This is a genomic window from Amycolatopsis bullii (genome assembly GCF_014654205.1).
GTDB classification, from domain to species: Bacteria; Actinomycetota; Actinomycetes; order Mycobacteriales; family Pseudonocardiaceae; genus Amycolatopsis; species Amycolatopsis plumensis.
Window position 1 is genome coordinate 16631 of sequence record NZ_BNAW01000025.1, and the last position, 17670, is coordinate 34300.

Sequence of the window (17670 nt, forward strand, 5' to 3'; positions counted from 1 at the left end):
GCAACCCGTGCGGCTGCCCTGCGTGGGGCATCTGACAATCTCCCCGGGTTCGAGAAGCCACCTGTAACGAGACCAACCTCGAACCGGCAGCGCGGCCCGCATCACGGCCGAGCGGCGCGAGGTGGCGTTCAATGCCGTTGCGGCCGTGGGCGTTCACTGGGCCGAAAGGTGGTCGACCGCCGCGGGAACCGCGGCGGTTGCGGGGCCCGTCCCGCTCTGCAGGTCCGGGATCGCCGCGGAGATGCCGCAGGTGCGCACACCGCGCATCGCTCGGGCCTTACCGCGGGCGAGGCCGCGCCCCGAGCGGCCGAGCGCGTGATCAAGCCCAGCTGATCCGTGTAGCTCGGCCCAGCCCCGGGGCAGCGCACGATCGCCGGATCTACCGGCATCGACCCACCCACCGAACCAGCCGGCGCAAGCGTCGGTCAGCAAAACGCTCCAGCACCGCGTTCCGGGTACCGTGACCGCCCATCCTGCGATGCCGGCTGCCCATGGTCGGCCACCGACCGAGCACCACCGGCACATCCCGCCGCTGCGAGCCTCCCGCGGTGGTCACGCCCGCAACCGGAACACGTCTCTCCGTTTTCCGGTACGGTGGCGGCACCACCCCAAGGAGGCTGCCGTGGAATACCGAGGCCCGCTCCCCCGCACCGCGATCGCCCGGTACAACACCTGCGTGGGCGCGCTCCGGACGTCACCGCGCTGGGGACCGCTGGTCCGGCGGCACCTCACGCAGATCACCTACACGGGCCGCCGGTCGGGCCGCACCTTCAGCACGCCGGTCGGCTACCGGCGGGCGGGCGACGTCGTCACCATCCGCGTGATGATGCCCGACGCGAAGTCGTGGTGGCGCAACTTCACCGGCGACGGCGGCCCGATCTCGCTCGAGCTCGACGACACCGACCGCACCGGGAACGCGGTCGCCCACCGCGACGCGAAGGGGCGGGTCACCGTGACCGTCCGCCTCGGCGAGGGCGGGGCCTAGCCGGGGTGCGCGGCCAGCCCGTGCCAGAGCAGGTCCGCGAGCTCCGCCGCGTCGCGCCGCCAGTCGCCGTTCGGGTCGAGCCACAGCAGGCCGCCGAGGCCGCGCATGACCAGGACCGGGGTCAGGCCCGGCCGGACCGTGCCGGCCGCCACGTTGGCTTCGAGCATCTCCGACACCGCGCCGAGCATGTCCTCGAAGGCGTCGCTCGGCAGTTCCCCCCGGGCCGCCGTCGCGGTCCGCAGGGCGTCGGCCAGGCCCTTCTTCGTCATCATGTAGTGAGCGACGTGGTCGGTCACCCACACCCGGAGCGCTTCGTCCGGGGCGTGCTTCTCCAGCAGCACCGGCACGACCTCCACGATGTGCCGGACCTCCCGCCGGTAGACCGCCAGGATCAGCGCCTCCGGCGTCGGGAAGTGCCGGTAGACCGTGCCGACGCCGACCCCGGCCTGCTTGGCGATCGCGTTGAACGAGACCTCGCCCGTGTCGGCCAGCGAGGCCGCCGCCGCGGCGAGGATGCGCTCGTGGTTGCGCCGCGTGTCCGCGCGGCGTGGGCTGACCGATCCGGTCGTCATCGTTCCTCCCGGAGGTCGTGCCGTCCCGCTGAATCTAGCCGAGTGCTGGAGCGACTCCAGCCTGCCCGGCTCGTTGCCAAGCGGATTGTAATCCGCTAGCCTCGCGACCGAGTGAAGCGGATGAGTATCCGCTCCCCGTGTGACCGCCCCACCACACCGTCGGGCAGCCTGCCCGGCTCCGCGGAAAGAGACCAGTGGAAATCTCACTCGAAGTCAACGGCCGAACCGAACAGCTGGACGTCGATCCCGGCGTCACACTCTTGGACGCGCTGCGCGAGCGCCTCGCGGTCACCGGCCCGAAGAAGGGCTGCGACCGCGGGCAGTGCGGTGCCTGCACCGTGCACGTCGGCGGCAAGCCCGTGCTGTCGTGCCTCACCCTGGCCGCGACCGTCAAGCAGCCCGTGACCACCGTCGAAGGACTGTCCACAGAGGACGGGCTGCACCCGGTGCAGCAGGCGTTCGTCGACCAGGACGCCCTGCAGTGCGGGTTCTGCACCGCCGGGCAGATCATGTCGGCGGTCGCCGCCGTCGAGCAGGACGTCGAAGACGTGCGGGAGTTCATGTCCGGCAACCTCTGCCGGTGCGCGGCCTACCCGAACATCGTCAAGGCGGTCGAGCAGGCGAGGCGGGCCGATGCGTCCCTTTGAGCTGACCGCACCCACCACCGTCGAAGCGGCGGTCGCCACGCCCGGCACCTACCTCGCCGGCGGGACGACCCTGGTCGACCTCATGAAGCTCGACGTCCTGACGCCGCAGCACGTCCTGGACATCAACGGCGTGCCGTTGCGCGGCATCGACACCACCGACGGGCTGCGCTTCGGCGCGCTCGAGCGGATGGGCGCCATCGCCGCGCACCCGGGCGTCTACCCGGCGATCTCGCGCGCCCTGCTGCTGAGCGCGTCCCAGCAGCTGCGGAACATGGCCAGCATCGGCGGGAACCTGCTGCAGCGCACGCGCTGCTCGTACTTCCGCGACGTCGCCATGCCGTGCAACAAGCGCGTTCCCGGCAGCGGCTGCTCCGCGATCGACGGCGCGAACCGGATGCACGCGATCCTCGGCACGAGCGATTCGTGCGTGGCCACGCACGCCAGCGACGTCGCCGTCGCCCTGATCGCCCTCGACGCCCGCCTGCGGCTGGCGGACGCGACCGGCACCCGCGAGGTCGCGCTCGGCGACTTCTACCAGCTGCCCGGCGACACCCCGGCCGTGGAGAACGACCTGCGCCCCGGCGAACTGATCACCGAGGTGATCGTGCCCCGGCTGGACTGGGCCGCGAACTCCACCTACGTCAAGGTGCGCGACCGGCAGTCCTACGAGTTCGCGCTGTGCTCCGCCGCCGTCGCGCTGGACGTCCGGGACGGGGTCGTCGCCGACGCCCGTGTCGCGGCCGGCGGCGTCGGGACGGTGCCGTGGCGGCTGCCGTCCGTCGAAGAAGCCCTGCGCGGTGGCCCGGCGACCGAGGCCGCCTTCGAAGCGGCCGCGGCCGTGGCCGCCGACGGCGCACGACCGTTGTCCGAGAACGGGTTCAAGGTGCCGCTGCTGCACCGGACCATCGTCCGCGCCCTGCTCGAACTGACCGACGGGAGCTCCCGATGATCGCCCGGCTCGACGCGCCGCTGAAGGTCACCGGCGCGGCCAAGTACGGCGCCGACCACACCTTCGACGGCATGGTCTACGGCTACGTCCTGCTCAGCACGATCGCCCACGGTGAAGTCGAGGCCGTGGACACCACCGCGGCGAAGAGCGCGCCCGGCGTGCTCGAGGTGTACACGCCGTTCGACCCGCTGCCCCTCGGCACCCCGAGCCTGCCGATCTTCGGCGACACGTGGGTTCCGTTGCAGGACAAGGAAGTCACCTACTACGGCCAGCCGATCGGCTTCGTGGTCGCGGAGACGTTCGAGCAGGCCAGGGACGCCGCAGCGCTCGTCGAGGTGGCCTATCGCGAGCGGCCCGCCCGGACCTCGCTCGCCGAGCACCTCGACTCGGCCGAGCCCGCACCACCGGCCATGGACGGCGCTCCCCCGGAGATCGAGGTGCTCGAAGACGGCGTCGAATCCTTCGAAGCCGCTCTGGCCGCGAGCCCGGTGGTCGTCGAGGCGACCTACACGACCGCCACGCAGAACCACGCCGCGATGGAGCCGCACTCGGCGGTCGCGGTGTGGGACGACGGCGAGCTGACCGTCTACAGCGGAAACCAGGCGTCGCACATGCAGGCGGCGGAACTGGCCATGGCCCTCCAACTGGCGCCCGAAGCCGTCCACGCGGTCAACCCGTTCGTCGGCGGCGCGTTCGGCGGCAAGGGGCGGACGTCCACACCGGCGTTCCTGGCCTCGGCGGCCGCCCGCGCTCTTGGCCGGCCGGTGAAGGCCGCGCTCACCCGCGAACAGGTCTTCACCGCCACCGCCGGCCGGGCCGCGACGGTCCAGAAGCTCGCGATCGGCGCCGAGCCGGACGGCACCCTGGTCGCCCTGCGGCACGACTCGTGGTGCCACACCGACACCGCGCGGTCGTTCGTCGAACCGACGTCGCACGGCACCTCGCGCGAGTGGTACGCCACGAAGAACCTGTCGATCAGCCAGAAGATCGTGCCGCTGAACGTCCCGCCGACCACGTTCATGCGGGCCCCCGGCGAGGCACCCGGCTCGTTCGCGCTGGAGAGCGCGATCGACGAGCTCGCCGTGAAGCTCGGCATGGACCCGATCGAGCTGCGCGTCCGCAACAACTCGACGGCGCCGCCCGGCCACGACCTGCAGTGGTCGAGCAAGCACCTCGACGAGTGCTTCCGCATCGGCGCCGACCGCTTCGGCTGGGCACACCGCCCGCCGGGCACCCGCACCGACGGCGACTGGCTCGTCGGCATGGGCGTCGCCACCGCGGTGTTTCCCGCCCTGCGGTTCCCGGCGACCGTCGGCATCACGCTGCGGGCCGACGACACCGCCGTCGTCGCGACGAGCGGCGCGGACCCCGGCACCGGCCTGCTGACCGTGCTTTCCCTGGTCGGCGCCGAATCGCTGGACATCCCGGCGGACCGGATCACCCCGCGCCTCGGCGACTCGGCCCTCCCGCCGGGCGGCATGTCCGGTGGCTCCACGGCGACGGCGAGCGCGGGCACCGCGATCATGCTCGCCGCCACCAAGGCGATCGACGAACTCACCGCGCTCGCCGCCGACCCCGGCGCACCGTTCGAGGGGCGCCAGGTCACCTACGCCGACGGCTGTGTCTTCGCCGACGGCGAGTCGATGACCTTCGGCGAGCTGCTGCGGACGGTGGGCCGCGAAACGGTCGAGGTGACCGGCACGTCGGCGCCCGGCGAGGAGCTGACCAAGCACTCGTTCGCCTCGTGGGGCGCCCAGTTCTGCGAGGTCCGGGTGCACAGGTGGACGCGCGAGGCGCGGGTGTCGCGGATGCTCGGGGTGTTCGACGCGGGCCGGATCATCAACGACAAGGCGGCCCGCAGCCAGCTCATGGGCGGCATGATCTGGGGTGTCTCGGCCGCGCTGCACGAGGGCCTGGAGATTGAGGCGAACGGCCGGCTCGCCAACGGTGACTTCGCGAGCTACCTGCTGCCGGTCAACGCCGACATCCCGGAGGTCGACGTCCAGTTCGTCGAGTACCCCGACACGCTGCACAACGCGGTCGGCGCGCGGGGCCTCGGCGAGATCGGCACGGTCGGCATGGCCGCGGCGGTCGCCAACGCCGTGTACAACGCCACCGGCATCCGGGTCCGGCACATCCCGATCACCATCGAGGACCTCCTCGAGGGCTGACCGGCGCGGGCAGGGCGTTCCCGGACGCCCTGCCCGCGCCGTTATCCATCCGCGACAACCTCGGAGACGGAACGCCCATGACGGCGGCCCGTCCGCGGTCCTAGGCTGACGGGCGCTTCCCCCGACAGTCCACGAAGGGACCCCCGCATGACCGACCCCGTCGTCCCCACCACGTCCGGCGCGGTCCGCGGTCAGGTCACCCCCGCCGGCGTGGCGCTCTTCCGCGGCATCCCGTACGCCGCCGCGCCCGACGGCGAACTGCGCTTCGCCGAGCCCGTCCCGGCACCGCCGTGGGAGGGCATCCGAGACACCCGGAGACCGGGGCCGACGGCGCCGCAGCGCCGTCACGACGTGCCCGGTCTCGACCTGACCCCGCTCACCGGCACCGGCTGGCGCCCGGGACCGGAGTACCTGACGGTGGACGTCTGGACGCCGCAGCCGGGCGGCGCATCGCTGCCGGTGCTGGTGTTCGTGCACGGCGGCGCGTTCCTCGGCGGCGCCGCCTCCGCCGCGGTCCACGACGGCACGGCGTTCGCCCGCGCCGGCGCGGTGCTGGTGACGGTGCAGTGCCGGCTCGGCATCGACGGATTCCTCCCGTTGGACGGCGGCACGACCAACCTCGGCCTGCGCGACCAGCTCGCGGCCCTGCACTGGGTGCGGGAGAACATCGCCGCGTTCGGCGGCGACCCCGCCAACGTCACGCTCTTCGGCGCGGCGTCGGGCGCCGTCAGCGTCTCCTGCCTGCTCGGCTCGCCCCTTGCCACAGGGCTCTTCCACCGCGCCATCGTCCAAAGCGGACACCCGGACATGGTCCGCGACGGCGTCCAGGGCCGCCGGCTGGCCAAGGTGGTCGCCGACGAGCTGAAGGCGGAGCCGACCGCGGAGGCGTTCCGCAAGGTGTCGACCGAGCAGCTGCTCGACGCCCAGGACGCGGTGTTGCGGCCGGGCGGCGCCCCCGACCTGCGCGACGCGCTGGGCTACGACCGCGGCTACGGCCTGAGCCCGTTCCTCCCGGTGGTGGGCGACGACGTCCTGCCCCAGCACCCGGCCAAGGCGATCAAGGCGGGCGCGGGCCGCGACGTCGACCTGATCGTGGGCAGCTGCAGCGAAGAGATGCGCCTCTACCTGGTGCCGACGGGCGTGCTCGAAGCGGTCACCGACGACCAGGCGGTGGCCTCTCTGGCGGTGTCCCACCCGGACCCGGCGGGCGTGCTGTACGCGTACGGACTGGGCTCGGGCCGCACGGCGGGCGAGGTCCTGGTCGAGGCCCTGACGGACCTGGTCTTCCGCGACGGCGTGCGCGACCTGGCCGCCAACCACACCGGCCGGACGTTCCGGTACGAGTTCGAGTGGGGCTCGCCCCTGCTCGAAGGCAGGCTGGGCGCGTGCCACGGACTGGAGCTGCCGTTCGTGTTCGGAGCATTGGACGCGCTGTCGGGACCGCGCGGCCTGCTCGGCGAGAACCCGCCGCACGAGCTGGCGGCCGAGTTGAACGGCGCCTGGCACCGCTTCGCGACGACGGGTTCGCCGGGCTGGGCGGAGTACACGGGCGAGGACACGATGTTCCACGCGTACTGACGGCGCGACGCGGGCCGGTCGAGCGGTGAGCCGCGCTCGGCCCGCCGCAACCGGCCGCACCGCGGCCCCGGCCACTCCCCCGCGCGGGCCACCGGGACCGCGCACCCCCGCTGAACCCAACCACCGCCCCGGCCGAAACCGCCGCCCGGCCGGCGGGCTCCGCGCCGCGTGCCCCGCGAGTCGCGGCTCCCCGTCTCCGCGACTGCCGGCCGCCCCGATCGGCCGTAGATCACGAACCGGTCGAGGGCTTTGCTCCAGCGGGCTGGCTCCTGGGCAGGATGGTTGACTATCCCCCTTCCCCGCTGCCAGGCTCAGGCCGCCCGGACGGCCGGATGAATGGGGACCACCGATGCCCGAGGCGGGCTCTGCCGCACCGCCACGCGCCTTCGTCCGCACGCTGCTGCGCAGCGGGACACCCGCGGACCCCGCCGAGCCCGTTGCCGACAGCGGCGACCTCACCGCCGTCGGGGACGCGACGCTCGCCCGCGCCTCGCGCTACTGGGTTGCCGTGCCGCTGGCCTACCGGGCCGCCGCGTTCGTCAAGGTGTTCATCGGGTTCACCGCCGCGAACGGCGTGCTCGGGCTCGGGCCGGTGCTCGGCGCCACCGTCTTCGCCGTCGCCGCCAACGTGGCCGCCGTCGTCTGGGTGCTGCGCGCGGGCGGCCTGCGGGCGCGGCTCACCGGGCGCGCCCTCGGTCTGGACCTTTCCCTCGGCGTGGTCCTCAACCTCGTGGTCGCCGTGACGGCCCCGCCCGCCATCCAGCCGTTCGCCGTCGACGTGTCCTGGACCTGGCTGGTCGGCTCGGTCGCCATGTGGGCCGGCACGTCCGGGCTGCCCGCGGCGCTGTGGCTGTTCGCCGCGGCCGTGCCGTTCCGGGCCGCGCTCACCCTGGCCGGCGGCCTGCCCCTGAGCCACCAGCTCGCCCTGACGCGGTCGATCGGCTGCATGGTGGCGCTCGCGGTGGCGATCGTGCTCGCCGTGGCCATCCTCATCCTGCTCGGCGTCGGCACGCGGTTCGCGGTGGACATCGGGCTGCGCCGCGGACGCGAGGCCGAGCGCCGCCGGACGCGGCGGATCATGCACGACAGCGTCCTGCAGACCCTCGAAGCGCTGGCCATCTCGGCACCGGGCGACGACGCCCAGGCCGCCACCCGGCTGTCGGAACTGCGTTCGGTCGCCAAGGCGGAGGCGGCCGAGCTGCGCCGCCGGATCACCGAGCCGGTGCCGACCGGGTCGACGCGCGGGTTCGCGGTCGAACTCGCCGACGTCGCCACCGAGCTCGCCCGCGACGGCCTGCGCACCCAGCTCGTCGCCGCGGACTTCGCCGACGACCACAAGGTGTCGCAGGACCGGCGGACCGCGTTGTGCGAAGCGGTCCGGGAAGCGTTGCGCAACACGGTGAAGCACTCGGGGACGAAACAGGTCGTGCTGCGCGTGGAGGAACGCGACGGCGGGATCGCGGTGGTGGCCCGCGACCAGGGCCTGGGCTTCGACGTCCGCGACCGGCCCCCGGGCTTCGGCATCAGCCAGTCCATCATGGCGCGGCTGGCCGAGGTCGGCGGGCACGGCACGGTGGACTCGCAGCCGGGCCGCGGCACCCGCGTCACGATGTGGGTGCCGGGCTAAGCCGCCTGACGGGCGGCGCGCTCGGCGGCGAGGCTCGCGCGGCAGGCCGCGGTCAGCCGGGTGGTGGCGGCGCTGCCGCCGTGACCACAGCGCGGGCAGGACATCGCGACGGTCAGGGACAGCTCGTCGACCGCGACGACCAGCTCGGTCCCGCAGCCGCGACACCAGCGGTGACGGGTGACCGGGCTGACGTGCGCCGGCGAGGCGACGCACTGGTGGATCCACCGGCCGTGCACGTGGCAGGTCAGCCGGTCGTCGGGCGCCAGCAGGCCCATGTCCTCGGCGTCGTCCTCGGTGGCGAGCAGGACCGGCAGGCTCCGGACCCGGTTCGGGGTGGTGGTCGTGGCGGTCATCGGGCTCTCCTTCCCCTTACCCGGACGTCGAACCGGCGAGCCCCGGATCGACATCCGGACGCCGACTGGCCGGATCCCGGCGGTTCATGGCAATTCAGCCACTCCCCGGCACCCTCGAAGATCACTAGTTTCGGGGCGTGTCGAAAATCCTGCTCTCGATTCACGTCCTCGCGGCGATTCTCGCCGTGGGCCCGGTCGCGGTCGCGGCCAGCATGTTCCCCGCCGCGGTCCGCCGGGGCGACGGCAAAGCAGCGACCCTGCTGCACCGGATCTGCCGCGTGTACGCCTACGCGGCCGTCGCGGTGCCGGTGTTCGGCTTCGGTGTCGCCGGCACGATGCACGTGATGGGCGACCCGTGGCTGCTCGTGTCGATCGGCCTGACGGCGGTCGCGGCCGCCGTGCTCGGCCTGCTGATCCTGCCGCGCCAGAAGCGGCTGCTGGCGGCCGAGGAGTCCACTTCGGACATCCTCGGCCGGCTGGCCATGCTGACCGGCGTGTTCAACCTGCTGTGGGCCGCGGTGACGGTGTTGATGATCGTCCGGCCCGGCTCGTCGACCGGTGCCTAGACCGCGACCGCGAGCGGCACGCGCACCGCCACGAAGTCCGGCCGCGCCCGCAGGGCGAACCCCAGGGAGAGGTAGAGGCGGATCGCCGAGGTGTTCCCCGCCGCCGCGTGCATCATCGGGGTCTCACCGCGTTCGCGGATGCCCGCCGCCACCGCGAGCACCAGCCGCGTCGCGAGACCCTGCCCGCGGTACGCCGGGTCCGTGCAGACCGCGCTGATCTCCGTGTGGCCCGGCGGGTGCAGCCGCTCACCGGCCATCGCGACGAGCGCGCCGCCGCGCCGGATGCCGAGGTACGTGCCGAGCTCGACGGTCCGCTTCCGCAACGGTCCCGGCCGCGTCCGCTCGACGAGGTCCAGCATCTCCGGCACGTCCGCGGGGCCCAGCCGCACCGCCTCCGGCTCGGGCGCGGCCGCGACGCCCTCGTCGACCAGCTGCACGCCGGGGGTCTCGTCGAGCACCTCCCAGCCCGCCGGCGGCCGCGCGGTGGTCGCGGCCAGCACGACGGTCCCGCCCGGCCCGGCGAGTTCGGCGACGTCCCGCCAGTCCTGCTCGCCGGGGTCGTCGGGCAGCGCCAGGAACGGCGCGACGTCCTCCGGGTAGCGCAGGACGCGGCCCTGCCGTTCGGCGAAGTGGGCGTGCGGGCCGGTCAGCGACGCCCAAGTGGGGTTGTCGAGCGGAAAAGCCATGGCTCCAGCATGCGGATTCGGGCCGGGTGGCCGCCGCCACTCTCACATCCTGGGTAGGGTGCGCACGTGGGTTCCCAGGTCCCGGTGTGGATTCCGATCGTCGTCGCCCTGCTCGGCCTCGCCGGCGTGATCCTGACCCAGGTCCTTTCGGGACGGCGGGAGGCCCGCCGGATGGCCGAAGAGGCCGCCCGCGAGGAGCGCCGCTGGCAGCGCGAACGCGAAGCCCGGACCCACGAGACCCGCGCCGACGCCTACGCCCAGCTGATGGGTGTCCTCGAAGCGTTCGACGGCGTGCTCTTCCAGGCCCGGACGGTCGTCGAAGCGGACGGCGAACTCGACGAACACCAGATCGGCGAGCTGCGCGAGGTGCGCAGCGAGGCCCAGCACGCGCTCGGGCCCGTCGTGCTGCACGCGCCGGAGGCGGTCCGGCGGCTGGTCAGTGACGCCACGCTGCCCCGGATGCGGCTGGCCGCGATGCTGCTCGACCCGAAGCGCGACCGCACCAGCCTCCGGCCCGCCTGGGACGCCGGCCAGCGCGGCTACCGCGTCATGCGTGCCCGGATGCGGGCCGACCTGGGGTTCGACGCCGAGCCGGTGGACGAGCTGTTCGGCACTCAGCCGACCGTGGTCAGCTCCTCGTCCGAGAGCACCTCGGACCCGGCCGACACGACCAGCCTGCCGCCGTCGACCTGATAGCGGTAGTCGCCGTTGACCGCGACGAAGCCGCTGCCCTCGGCCTGAGCCGGCAGCACGATGTGGGTTTCGTCCGACGCCGCCTGCCCGCGGGCCTGGCCGTCGTAGAAGATCCGGCCGTCGGCGACCCGGCAGATCGTCACGACGGACTTCGCGGTCTGCGCGACGAGCAGCGCCGTGCCCGTGCCACCGGGCAGGTAGCGCGCCGCGTCCTCCGGGCAGGGCTTGTCCGTCGGCGTGGTCGCGGTCGTGGACGGCGACGGCGTGCTGGGCGGCGTGACGGCGTTCGCGGTCGTGACGACGGTCTTGGTGGTCGGCAGCGCGGGGGTCGTGTACGCCGGGAAGGGCCCCGACGCGGACGGCGGAGGCTCCGGCTCCCCGGCGAACAGCAGCACGCCGCCCACCGCCACACCGGCGACCACCATCAGGGTCAGCAGCACCCACAGCGCCCGCGCGCGAGCCCGGCCCGGTGCCAGGCCCGCGCAGGTGCCGCAGCGCCGGGCGGCGGGGTCGTTGACCGCGCCGCACTGCGCACACGTCCAGGGAAAACCCGCCATCGGGCCTCCTTCGGCCCGGCGCCACGCCACGCCGGTTCCCCCATCGTCACCGACGCGGGCACCGGCTGCAACGGCTCGTGGCTAGGCGTGCACGACGTTGACCATCCAGGGGATGCCGAATTTGTCGACGCAGGCGCCGAATTCGTCGCCCCACATCTGCTTTTCGAAGGGAACCGTCACGGTGCCGCCGTCGCTCAGCTTGTCCCAGTAGCCGCGCAGGTCGTCGGCGTCGTCCCCGCTGAGGCTGACCGAGATGTTCGTGCCCGGGTTGTGCTCCATCCCGGCCGGGGTGTCCGACGCCATCAGCGTGAAGCCGTTTTCGGCCTCCAGCTGGGCGTGCATGACCTTGTCCGCATCCGCCCCTTCGGGTGAGCCGAATTCCCCGAACGTGTTCAGGGTGAGCGTGCCGCCGAAGACGCTCTTGTAGAACTCCATGGCCTGCCGCGCGTCGTCGCGGAAGCTCAGGTACGGGTTCAGGCGAGAAGCCACGGCCATCTCCTTCGATCGGACGAGAGCAGCATCCTCGCAGAACGCGTGACCTGCGCCAATCGGCGGATTTTCAGCGCCACCTCAGAGGACGAACCGCCGCTGCGCGACCGGTTCCAGCGGCAGCGCGCCGTGCAACGCGGCCCGGGCACGCAGCTCCAGCGCCCGGTCCAGCGGCCGGGCTCCCGGCCCCGCGGTGTGGAACGTCCCACGGTCGAACAGGTACACCAGGGCCAGCTTCCCCTCGCGGCGCCCGGCCGGCTCGGCGAACTCGACGGTCGCGAAACGCAGGGAGCCGCCGTACCCCGCCCTGGCCAGCCGCTCGGCGACGTCGACCAGGTCGCTGGTCAGCACGCGCAGGTCGCGGTCGCGGCGCCAGCACCGGACCGTCGAACGGCCGTGCAGGTCCTGTGTCACCAGCGGGTGCACCGGCAGCCGCGCCGACGTCGCGGCGATCAGCTCCGCCGCGGTGCGGGCCAGCGCGTCCCCGGCCACCTTGAAGTCGACGGTGCCACCGCCGGTGGGCGCGAGCCCGAGCGCGGCACGCATCCGCGGGGCGGCCGCGGCGAGGGAGTAGAGGGACTGCAGGTGCGGGCGGGAGGTCCAGCACCGGACCAGCTTGCTGTCCAGCAGGGTCACGACGAACGTTCCTATCCTCATTTCGGAGGCCGCCGGACCGGGCGCACTGGCAGTGTCCACTGTGGACGTCAGGCGCGGGGACGCGGGGCCGGAGGGGACAGCATGCGCCCGCACGGCCCGTTCCGGAGCACAACTCCCGCCGCGGCGCGGCGAACGGCACCGGTCCGCCGCCGAACGGTCACTCCGGGTAGGTTCCGCCGATCAGCGGTATCCCCTCTCGCCTCACGCGGCGGCGATCATGCCCTCGCGGCAGCCGGCCCAGGCGGTGCGGCGGTGCGGCGGTGCGGGCGGTGCGGGCGGTGCGGCAGTGCGGCAGTGCGGCAGTGCGACAGTGCGACAGTGCGGCAGTGCGGCAGTGCGGCAGTGCGGCAGTGCGGCAGTGCGGCGGGCGAGGCTACGACGCACCCCGCCCCCGGACGAGCACCTCAGCGCGGTTCGGGCCGCGGCCGGCCCCAATCGAAGCCGCCCGCGGCAGCTTCCCCCTTTCCTCGCCAAGCGGACATTTAGCGTTGCTAATAGCTCTGGGGCAGAGCTACCTTCGGGGGCATGACCGAACTCGCCGACCGGCTGCTGGGCACCGTCCAGGGGATTCGCCGGGTGGTGCGGCGGCGGGTGCGTGCCGATGTGCCGGGCGTTCCGCTGCCGGGCGCGCAGGTCGAGCTCCTGCGTGTCGTGGCCGACCACCCCGGCATCGGCGTCGCCGCGGCCGCCCGCGAACTGCACCTGGCGAACAACTCGGTCAGCACGCTGGTCAACCAGCTCGCCGACAGCGGACTGCTGCGCCGGGAGGCCGATCCCGCCGACCGGCGCGCGGCGCGGCTGGAGATCACCGCCGCCGCGGCCGATCGGATGGCGGCCTGGCGCCGCGCCCGCACCGGGCTCGTCGCCGACGCCCTCGCCCGATTGTCCGAAGAGGACATCGACGCCATCGGCCAGGCGTTGCCGGCGCTCGAAAAACTCATGGGCATCCTGAAGGAGCAACCATGACCGAACCCGCGGCGGTGCGCTGCACCGGCCTCAGCCACTCGTTCGGCGCGACCCGCGCGGTGGACGGCGTCGACCTGGAAATCCACCCGGGCGAGGTGTTCGGCCTGCTCGGCCCGAACGGCGCCGGCAAGACGACCACCCTCCGGATGATCACCACGCTGCTGCCGACCACGCCGGACCGCATCACCGTCTTCGGCGTCGACGTCGCCCGCCGCCGGATGGCCGTGCGGCGGCTGATCGGGTACGTCCCGCAGCAGCTGTCCGCGGACGGCGCGCTGACCGGCCGCGAGAACGTCGCCCTGTTCGCCCGGCTCTTCGACGTGCCCCGCCGACAGCGGGCCGAGCAGGTGCGGCTCGCCCTGGACCTCGTCGGGCTCGCCGGCGACGCCGACCGCACGGCTAAGACGTACTCCGGAGGCATGATTCGCCGCCTCGAACTGGCCCAGGCCCTGGTCAGCTCGCCGCGGCTGCTCATCCTCGACGAGCCGACGATCGGGCTCGACCCGGTCGCCCGGTCGTCGGTGTGGGACCGCATCGCCTCGATCCGCGAGGCGACCGGCATGACGGTGCTCGTCACCACGCACTACATGGACGAAGCCGAGCAGTACTGCGACCGCGTCGCCCTGATGCACGCCGGCCGGATCCGCGCGCTGGGCACCCCGGCCGAGCTGGAGGCCGGCCTCGGTCCGGAATCCACTTTGGACGAAGTGTTCCGCGCGGTGACGGGGAACCGCCTCGACCGGGAAGAAGGAGGGATCCGCGGTGTCCGTGCCACTCGCCGTACCGCCCGCCGCCTCGGCTGACCCGGGCCCGCTGCGCCGGCTGCGCGTGCTCGGCGCCCGCGTCGGCGCGATGTGCCTGGTGGAGCTGCAGAAGCTGCGGCGCGACCAGACCGAGCTGCTCACCAGGGCGATCCAGCCCGCGCTGTGGCTGCTGATCTTCGGGGAAACCTTCAGCAGGCTGCGCGCGATCCCGACCGGCTCGACGCCGTACCTCGACTTCCTGGCGCCGGGCATCCTGGCCCAGTCGGCGCTGTTCATCGCGATCTTCTACGGCATCCAGATCATCTGGGAGCGCGACGCCGGCGTGCTCGCCAAGCTCCTGGTCACCCCGACCCCGCGCGCGGCGCTCGTCGCGGGGAAGGCGTTCGCCGCCGGGCTCCGCGCGCTGGTCCAGGCGCTGATCGTGCTGATACTGGCCGCGGTGCTCGGCGTCGGGCTGACCGCCAACCCGCTGAAGCTGCTGGCCATGGCCGTCGTCCTCGTGCTCGGTTCGGCGTTCTTCTGCTGCCTGTCCATCGTGATCGCCGGGATCGTGCTGTCGCGCGAACGCCTGATGGGTATCGGGCAGGCGATCACGATGCCGCTGTTCTTCGGCTCGAACGCGCTGTACCCGGTGGACCTGATGCCGTCGTGGCTGAAGGTGCTCAGCCACGTCAACCCGCTGAGCTACCAGGTCGACGCGCTGCGCGGCCTGCTCATCGGAACTCCCGCCCACCTCGGCACCGACTTCGCCGTGCTGGCCGCGGCGACGGCGGTGGCCGTTTCGGTCGCCTCGGCGCTGCTCGGCAGGTTGGCCCGGTGAGGCACATGTCTCACCGAACGGAAGCTTTATCGCCCGATGCCTAATCTCGAATTCGTGAAACGTCGCCGGGCCGTGGTCCCGTTTGCCGGTTTGTGCCTTCTCGCCGGAATTCTGACGGCCGGGACGATGGCGCCCGCCGCCATCGGCGCCGGCCTGTTGTCGAATCAGGTCAGCGATTCGGTGGACGCCATTTCCGCCCAGCTCGCCGCCGCCGAGCCCCCGCTGACCACCACGGTCACCGACCGCGACGGCACGCCGATCGCCACGCTGTACGCGCAGTACCGGCTCCCGGTGGACGCGGCCGGGATCGCGACCACCATGAAGGCCGCGATCATCGCCGTCGAGGACCGCCGGTTCTACACCGAGGGCGGCGTCGACCTGCAGGGGATGCTCCGCGCGGCGGTCAACGACAGCACCGGCGGGGCACTGCAGGGCGCCTCGACGATCACGCAGCAGTACGTCAAGAACTACCTCATCAACGTCGTCGACCGGACCGATCCGGCGGCCCAGCAGGCCGACCGCGAGGACTCGCTCGCCCGCAAGCTGCGGGAGGCGAAAATGGCCGTCCAGCTCAACGCCACCATGAGCAAAGACGACATTCTGGCGAATTACCTCAACGTGGTCGAATTCAGCGGAACCGTGTACGGAGTCGGCGCCGCCGCCGAGGCGTATTTCGGGACGACCCCGGACAAACTGACGGTTCCGCAGGCGGCGCTGCTCGCCGGAATGGTGAACAACCCCAGCACATACAACCCGTACGCCCACCCGGACAAGGCGCTGCAGCGCCGCAACCTCGTCATCGACGACATGGTCACCAACGGCTCCATCCCGGCCTCGTACGCCGCGACGGCGAAGGCGGCCCCGCTCGGGCTGCTGCCGAACGGCCCGGTCACGCCGCCCGGCACGTGCCTCGGCGCGGCGCCGGACGCCGGGTTCTTCTGCGCCTACGCGGAAAGCTACCTGGTGCACGCCGGGTTCACCGCCGACCGGCTGGCCACCGGCGGGTACACGATCAAGACCACGCTCGACCCGCGCGTCTCGCAGGTGACCAAGGACGCCGTCGACGCGAACGTGCCGACCACCCAGGACGGTGTGGCCAACACCTTCGCCGTCGTCCAGCCGGGCCAGGACGGGCACCAGGTGCTCGCCATGGTCGCGAACCGCAACTACGGCACCGATCCGGCGCGGGGCGAAACGTCGACCGACATCGTCGCCGACGCCGGCAACGAGTTCGGCGCGGGCTCGTCGTTCAAGATCTTCACCTCGGCCGCGGCGCTCGTCACCGGCAAGGCGGGCCTCGACACCCCGCTGCCCAACCCGGACAGCCAGTGCTTCCCGGTCCCGGACGCGCACGCGTCCTGCTACACCGTCCACAACGACGGCCACTACGCGGACCCGATCACCCTCGCCGACGGGCTGGCGACGTCACCGAACGTCGCGTTCGTCGGGCTGGAGAGCCAGGTCGGGATGCCCGCCGTGCTCGACATGGCCGCCAAGCTCGGGCTGCGGAACACCCTCGCGACCAACGACGCCGGCCGCACGCCGGACCCGAAGTCCGGCAACCCGCAGTTCAGCGAGCCGCAGTCGCAGTACTTCCAGAACCTGCTGTCGTTCACCCTCGGCAACAGCCCGGTGAGCCCGCTGGAGATGGCCAACGTCTCGGCGACGCTGAGGAGCGGCGGCGTCTGGTGCCCGCCGAACCCGATCCTGTCGGTGACCGACCGGAACGGCAACGCCGTGCCGGTCGCCCAGCAGGCGTGCGAACGGGTCATCCCCCAGGGCGTGGCGGACACCCTGGAAGCGGGGCTGAGCAAGGACACCACCAGCGGCACGTCCGCCGAAGCGGCCCGCGCGGCCGGCTGGACCCGGCCCGACATCGGCAAGACGGGCACCACGCAGCTGAGCGAATCGGTCGCGTTCGTCGGGGGTGTCGACGACTACGCGGTGTCGTCCATGGTGTTCGCCGACGGGCCGCACCCGCGGGAGATCTGCCCCGGCACCCCGGTGCACCTCGGCGACTGCGGCCACGGCGCGTTCGGCGGCACGGTCGCCGCGCCGCCGTACTTCCACGCCATGAGCAAGCTGCTGGCCGGAGTCCCCGACCAGCCGATCCCCGCCGCCGACCCGGCGTACCTGCAGGCGCGGAGCTAGCGCGGTTCGAGGAAGACGAGCGGGATCTCGCGCTCGGTCTTCGTCTGGTACTGCGCGTAGTTCTTGAAGTCGGCGGTGATCTTCGGCCACAGCCGAGCCCGCTCCTCCGCGTCGGCGATCCGGGCGCGCATCGGCCGCTTCGGCCCGCCCTTCAGCGAGACCTCGACGTCCGGGTTGTCGCGCAGGTTGAGGAACCACGCGGGGTGCGTGTCGTCGCCGCCCCGCGACGCCACGACGACCACCGCGTCACCCTCCTGGTGGGGCGAGGTCAGCAGCACCGACCGCGGCTGCCCGCTCTTGCGGCCGACGGTGGTGAGCTCCAGGACGGGCATGGCGACCTGCCAGCCCACCCGCCCACCGGTGAGCTTGATCAGGCCGCGGTGGACGGCGTTCATCGTCTTCAGGGCGAAGTCGCTCGGCATGATCCCAATCTAGTCCC

19 protein-coding genes are annotated in these 17670 nt (G+C 72.8%); 12 read left to right on the forward strand and 7 right to left on the reverse strand.

Annotated elements, in window-relative coordinates; all coding sequences use genetic code 11:
- The first annotated feature begins 622 nt into the window (after positions 1 to 622).
- Positions 623 to 985, forward strand: a complete 363-nt coding sequence (locus IE317_RS25405; RefSeq protein WP_191313847.1) for a hypothetical protein — start codon at positions 623 to 625, stop codon at positions 983 to 985.
- On the opposite strand, the gene IE317_RS25410 is transcribed toward IE317_RS25405, so the two are convergent.
- A complete protein-coding gene (locus tag IE317_RS25410) occupies positions 982 to 1557 on the reverse strand; it encodes a TetR/AcrR family transcriptional regulator (protein ID WP_191313848.1) in 576 nt (191 codons plus the stop codon). The genes IE317_RS25405 and IE317_RS25410 overlap by 4 nt on opposite strands.
- Positions 1558 to 1751: 194 nt before the next feature.
- Between IE317_RS25410 and IE317_RS25415 the strand changes: the two genes are divergently transcribed.
- The 5 genes from IE317_RS25415 to IE317_RS25435 all read left to right on the forward strand — a co-directional run bounded on the left by IE317_RS25415 (position 1752) and on the right by IE317_RS25435 (position 8529).
- Positions 1752 to 2204: a (2Fe-2S)-binding protein gene (locus IE317_RS25415; RefSeq protein ID WP_191313849.1), complete on the forward strand. Its 453-nt coding sequence runs from the start codon at positions 1752 to 1754 to the stop codon at positions 2202 to 2204.
- Positions 2191 to 3153, forward strand: coding sequence for an FAD binding domain-containing protein (locus IE317_RS25420; RefSeq protein ID WP_191313850.1), 963 nt, complete (start codon positions 2191 to 2193; stop codon positions 3151 to 3153). The genes IE317_RS25415 and IE317_RS25420 overlap by 14 nt, the downstream gene beginning before the upstream one ends.
- On the forward strand, positions 3150 to 5324 hold the full coding sequence (locus IE317_RS25425) for a xanthine dehydrogenase family protein molybdopterin-binding subunit (protein WP_191313851.1): 2175 nt from the start codon (positions 3150 to 3152) through the stop codon (positions 5322 to 5324). The genes IE317_RS25420 and IE317_RS25425 overlap by 4 nt, the downstream gene beginning before the upstream one ends.
- A gap of 147 nt (positions 5325 to 5471) precedes the next feature.
- Positions 5472 to 6902, forward strand: a complete 1431-nt coding sequence (locus IE317_RS25430; RefSeq protein WP_191313852.1) for a carboxylesterase/lipase family protein — start codon at positions 5472 to 5474, stop codon at positions 6900 to 6902.
- 349 nt (positions 6903 to 7251) lie between these two features.
- Complete coding sequence (locus tag IE317_RS25435; RefSeq protein WP_191313853.1) at positions 7252 to 8529, forward strand: sensor histidine kinase; 1278 nt, start codon at positions 7252 to 7254, stop codon at positions 8527 to 8529.
- Here IE317_RS25435 and IE317_RS25440 read toward each other — a convergent pair.
- Positions 8526 to 8882 carry a hypothetical protein gene (locus tag IE317_RS25440; RefSeq protein WP_191313854.1) on the reverse strand — a complete coding sequence of 119 codons (357 nt, stop codon included), beginning with the start codon at positions 8880 to 8882 and terminating at the stop codon, positions 8526 to 8528. The genes IE317_RS25435 and IE317_RS25440 overlap by 4 nt on opposite strands.
- Before the next feature lie 137 nt (positions 8883 to 9019).
- Here IE317_RS25440 and IE317_RS25445 point away from each other — a divergent pair, with 137 nt between their 5' ends.
- Complete coding sequence (locus IE317_RS25445; protein ID WP_191313855.1) at positions 9020 to 9448, forward strand: hypothetical protein; 429 nt, start codon at positions 9020 to 9022, stop codon at positions 9446 to 9448.
- On the opposite strand, the gene IE317_RS25450 is transcribed toward IE317_RS25445, so the two are convergent.
- Positions 9445 to 10134: a GNAT family N-acetyltransferase gene (locus IE317_RS25450; RefSeq protein WP_191313856.1), complete on the reverse strand. Its 690-nt coding sequence runs from the start codon at positions 10132 to 10134 to the stop codon at positions 9445 to 9447. The two genes, IE317_RS25445 and IE317_RS25450, sit on opposite strands and share 4 nt — an antisense overlap.
- Positions 10135 to 10200: 66 nt before the next feature.
- Between IE317_RS25450 and IE317_RS25455 the strand changes: the two genes are divergently transcribed.
- Positions 10201 to 10827: a hypothetical protein gene (locus tag IE317_RS25455; RefSeq protein ID WP_191313857.1), complete on the forward strand. Its 627-nt coding sequence runs from the start codon at positions 10201 to 10203 to the stop codon at positions 10825 to 10827.
- Here IE317_RS25455 and IE317_RS25460 read toward each other — a convergent pair.
- The 3 genes from IE317_RS25460 to pspAB all read right to left on the reverse strand — a co-directional run bounded on the left by IE317_RS25460 (position 10749) and on the right by pspAB (position 12509).
- Positions 10749 to 11384 carry a hypothetical protein gene (locus IE317_RS25460; protein WP_229902907.1) on the reverse strand — a complete coding sequence of 212 codons (636 nt, stop codon included), beginning with the start codon at positions 11382 to 11384 and terminating at the stop codon, positions 10749 to 10751. The two genes, IE317_RS25455 and IE317_RS25460, sit on opposite strands and share 79 nt — an antisense overlap.
- 81 nt (positions 11385 to 11465) lie before the next feature.
- Positions 11466 to 11873, reverse strand: a complete 408-nt coding sequence (locus tag IE317_RS25465; RefSeq protein WP_191313858.1) for a VOC family protein — start codon at positions 11871 to 11873, stop codon at positions 11466 to 11468.
- An 81-nt stretch (positions 11874 to 11954) separates the two neighbouring features.
- The gene (pspAB, locus tag IE317_RS25470) at positions 11955 to 12509 is read right to left on the reverse strand and encodes a PspA-associated protein PspAB (protein WP_191313859.1); all 555 of its coding nucleotides are present in this window, start codon (positions 12507 to 12509) and stop codon (positions 11955 to 11957) included.
- 546 nt (positions 12510 to 13055) lie between these two features.
- Between pspAB and IE317_RS25475 the strand changes: the two genes are divergently transcribed.
- The 4 genes from IE317_RS25475 to IE317_RS25490 are packed head-to-tail and all read left to right on the forward strand — an operon-like array spanning position 13056 to position 17231.
- A complete protein-coding gene (locus IE317_RS25475; protein WP_191313860.1) occupies positions 13056 to 13496 on the forward strand; it encodes a MarR family winged helix-turn-helix transcriptional regulator in 441 nt (146 codons plus the stop codon).
- A complete protein-coding gene (locus tag IE317_RS25480; RefSeq protein WP_191313861.1) occupies positions 13493 to 14299 on the forward strand; it encodes an ABC transporter ATP-binding protein in 807 nt (268 codons plus the stop codon). The genes IE317_RS25475 and IE317_RS25480 overlap by 4 nt, the downstream gene beginning before the upstream one ends.
- On the forward strand, positions 14259 to 15080 hold the full coding sequence (locus IE317_RS25485) for an ABC transporter permease (RefSeq protein ID WP_191313862.1): 822 nt from the start codon (positions 14259 to 14261) through the stop codon (positions 15078 to 15080). The genes IE317_RS25480 and IE317_RS25485 overlap by 41 nt, the downstream gene beginning before the upstream one ends.
- Positions 15081 to 15116: 36 nt before the next feature.
- Positions 15117 to 17231 (forward strand): transglycosylase domain-containing protein, encoded by a 2115-nt coding sequence (locus tag IE317_RS25490; protein WP_191313863.1) that lies wholly within the window; start codon positions 15117 to 15119, stop codon positions 17229 to 17231.
- On the opposite strand, the gene IE317_RS25495 is transcribed toward IE317_RS25490, so the two are convergent.
- Positions 17228 to 17653, reverse strand: a complete 426-nt coding sequence (locus IE317_RS25495) for a nitroreductase/quinone reductase family protein (protein ID WP_191313864.1) — start codon at positions 17651 to 17653, stop codon at positions 17228 to 17230. The genes IE317_RS25490 and IE317_RS25495 overlap by 4 nt on opposite strands.
- Between the last annotated feature and the right edge of the window lie 17 nt (positions 17654 to 17670).

Excerpts from the sequence above, each read along its gene's own strand:
- IE317_RS25410 (WP_191313848.1), bottom strand. The coding sequence starts at position 1,557 with ATGACGACCGGATCGGTCAGCCCACGCCGCGCGGACACGCGGCGCAAC.
- IE317_RS25420 (WP_191313850.1), top strand. The coding sequence starts at position 2,191 with ATGCGTCCCTTTGAGCTGACCGCACCCACCACCGTCGAAGCGGCGGTC.
- IE317_RS25425 (WP_191313851.1), top strand. The coding sequence starts at position 3,150 with ATGATCGCCCGGCTCGACGCGCCGCTGAAGGTCACCGGCGCGGCCAAG.
- IE317_RS25430 (WP_191313852.1), top strand. The coding sequence starts at position 5,472 with ATGACCGACCCCGTCGTCCCCACCACGTCCGGCGCGGTCCGCGGTCAG.
- IE317_RS25435 (WP_191313853.1), top strand. The coding sequence starts at position 7,252 with ATGCCCGAGGCGGGCTCTGCCGCACCGCCACGCGCCTTCGTCCGCACG.
- IE317_RS25440 (WP_191313854.1), bottom strand. The coding sequence starts at position 8,882 with ATGACCGCCACGACCACCACCCCGAACCGGGTCCGGAGCCTGCCGGTC.
- IE317_RS25450 (WP_191313856.1), bottom strand. The coding sequence starts at position 10,134 with ATGGCTTTTCCGCTCGACAACCCCACTTGGGCGTCGCTGACCGGCCCG.
- IE317_RS25460 (WP_229902907.1), bottom strand. The coding sequence starts at position 11,384 with ATGGCGGGTTTTCCCTGGACGTGTGCGCAGTGCGGCGCGGTCAACGAC.
- IE317_RS25475 (WP_191313860.1), top strand. The coding sequence starts at position 13,056 with ATGACCGAACTCGCCGACCGGCTGCTGGGCACCGTCCAGGGGATTCGC.
- IE317_RS25480 (WP_191313861.1), top strand. The coding sequence starts at position 13,493 with ATGACCGAACCCGCGGCGGTGCGCTGCACCGGCCTCAGCCACTCGTTC.
- IE317_RS25490 (WP_191313863.1), top strand. The coding sequence starts at position 15,117 with ATGCCTAATCTCGAATTCGTGAAACGTCGCCGGGCCGTGGTCCCGTTT.
- IE317_RS25495 (WP_191313864.1), bottom strand. The coding sequence starts at position 17,653 with ATGCCGAGCGACTTCGCCCTGAAGACGATGAACGCCGTCCACCGCGGC.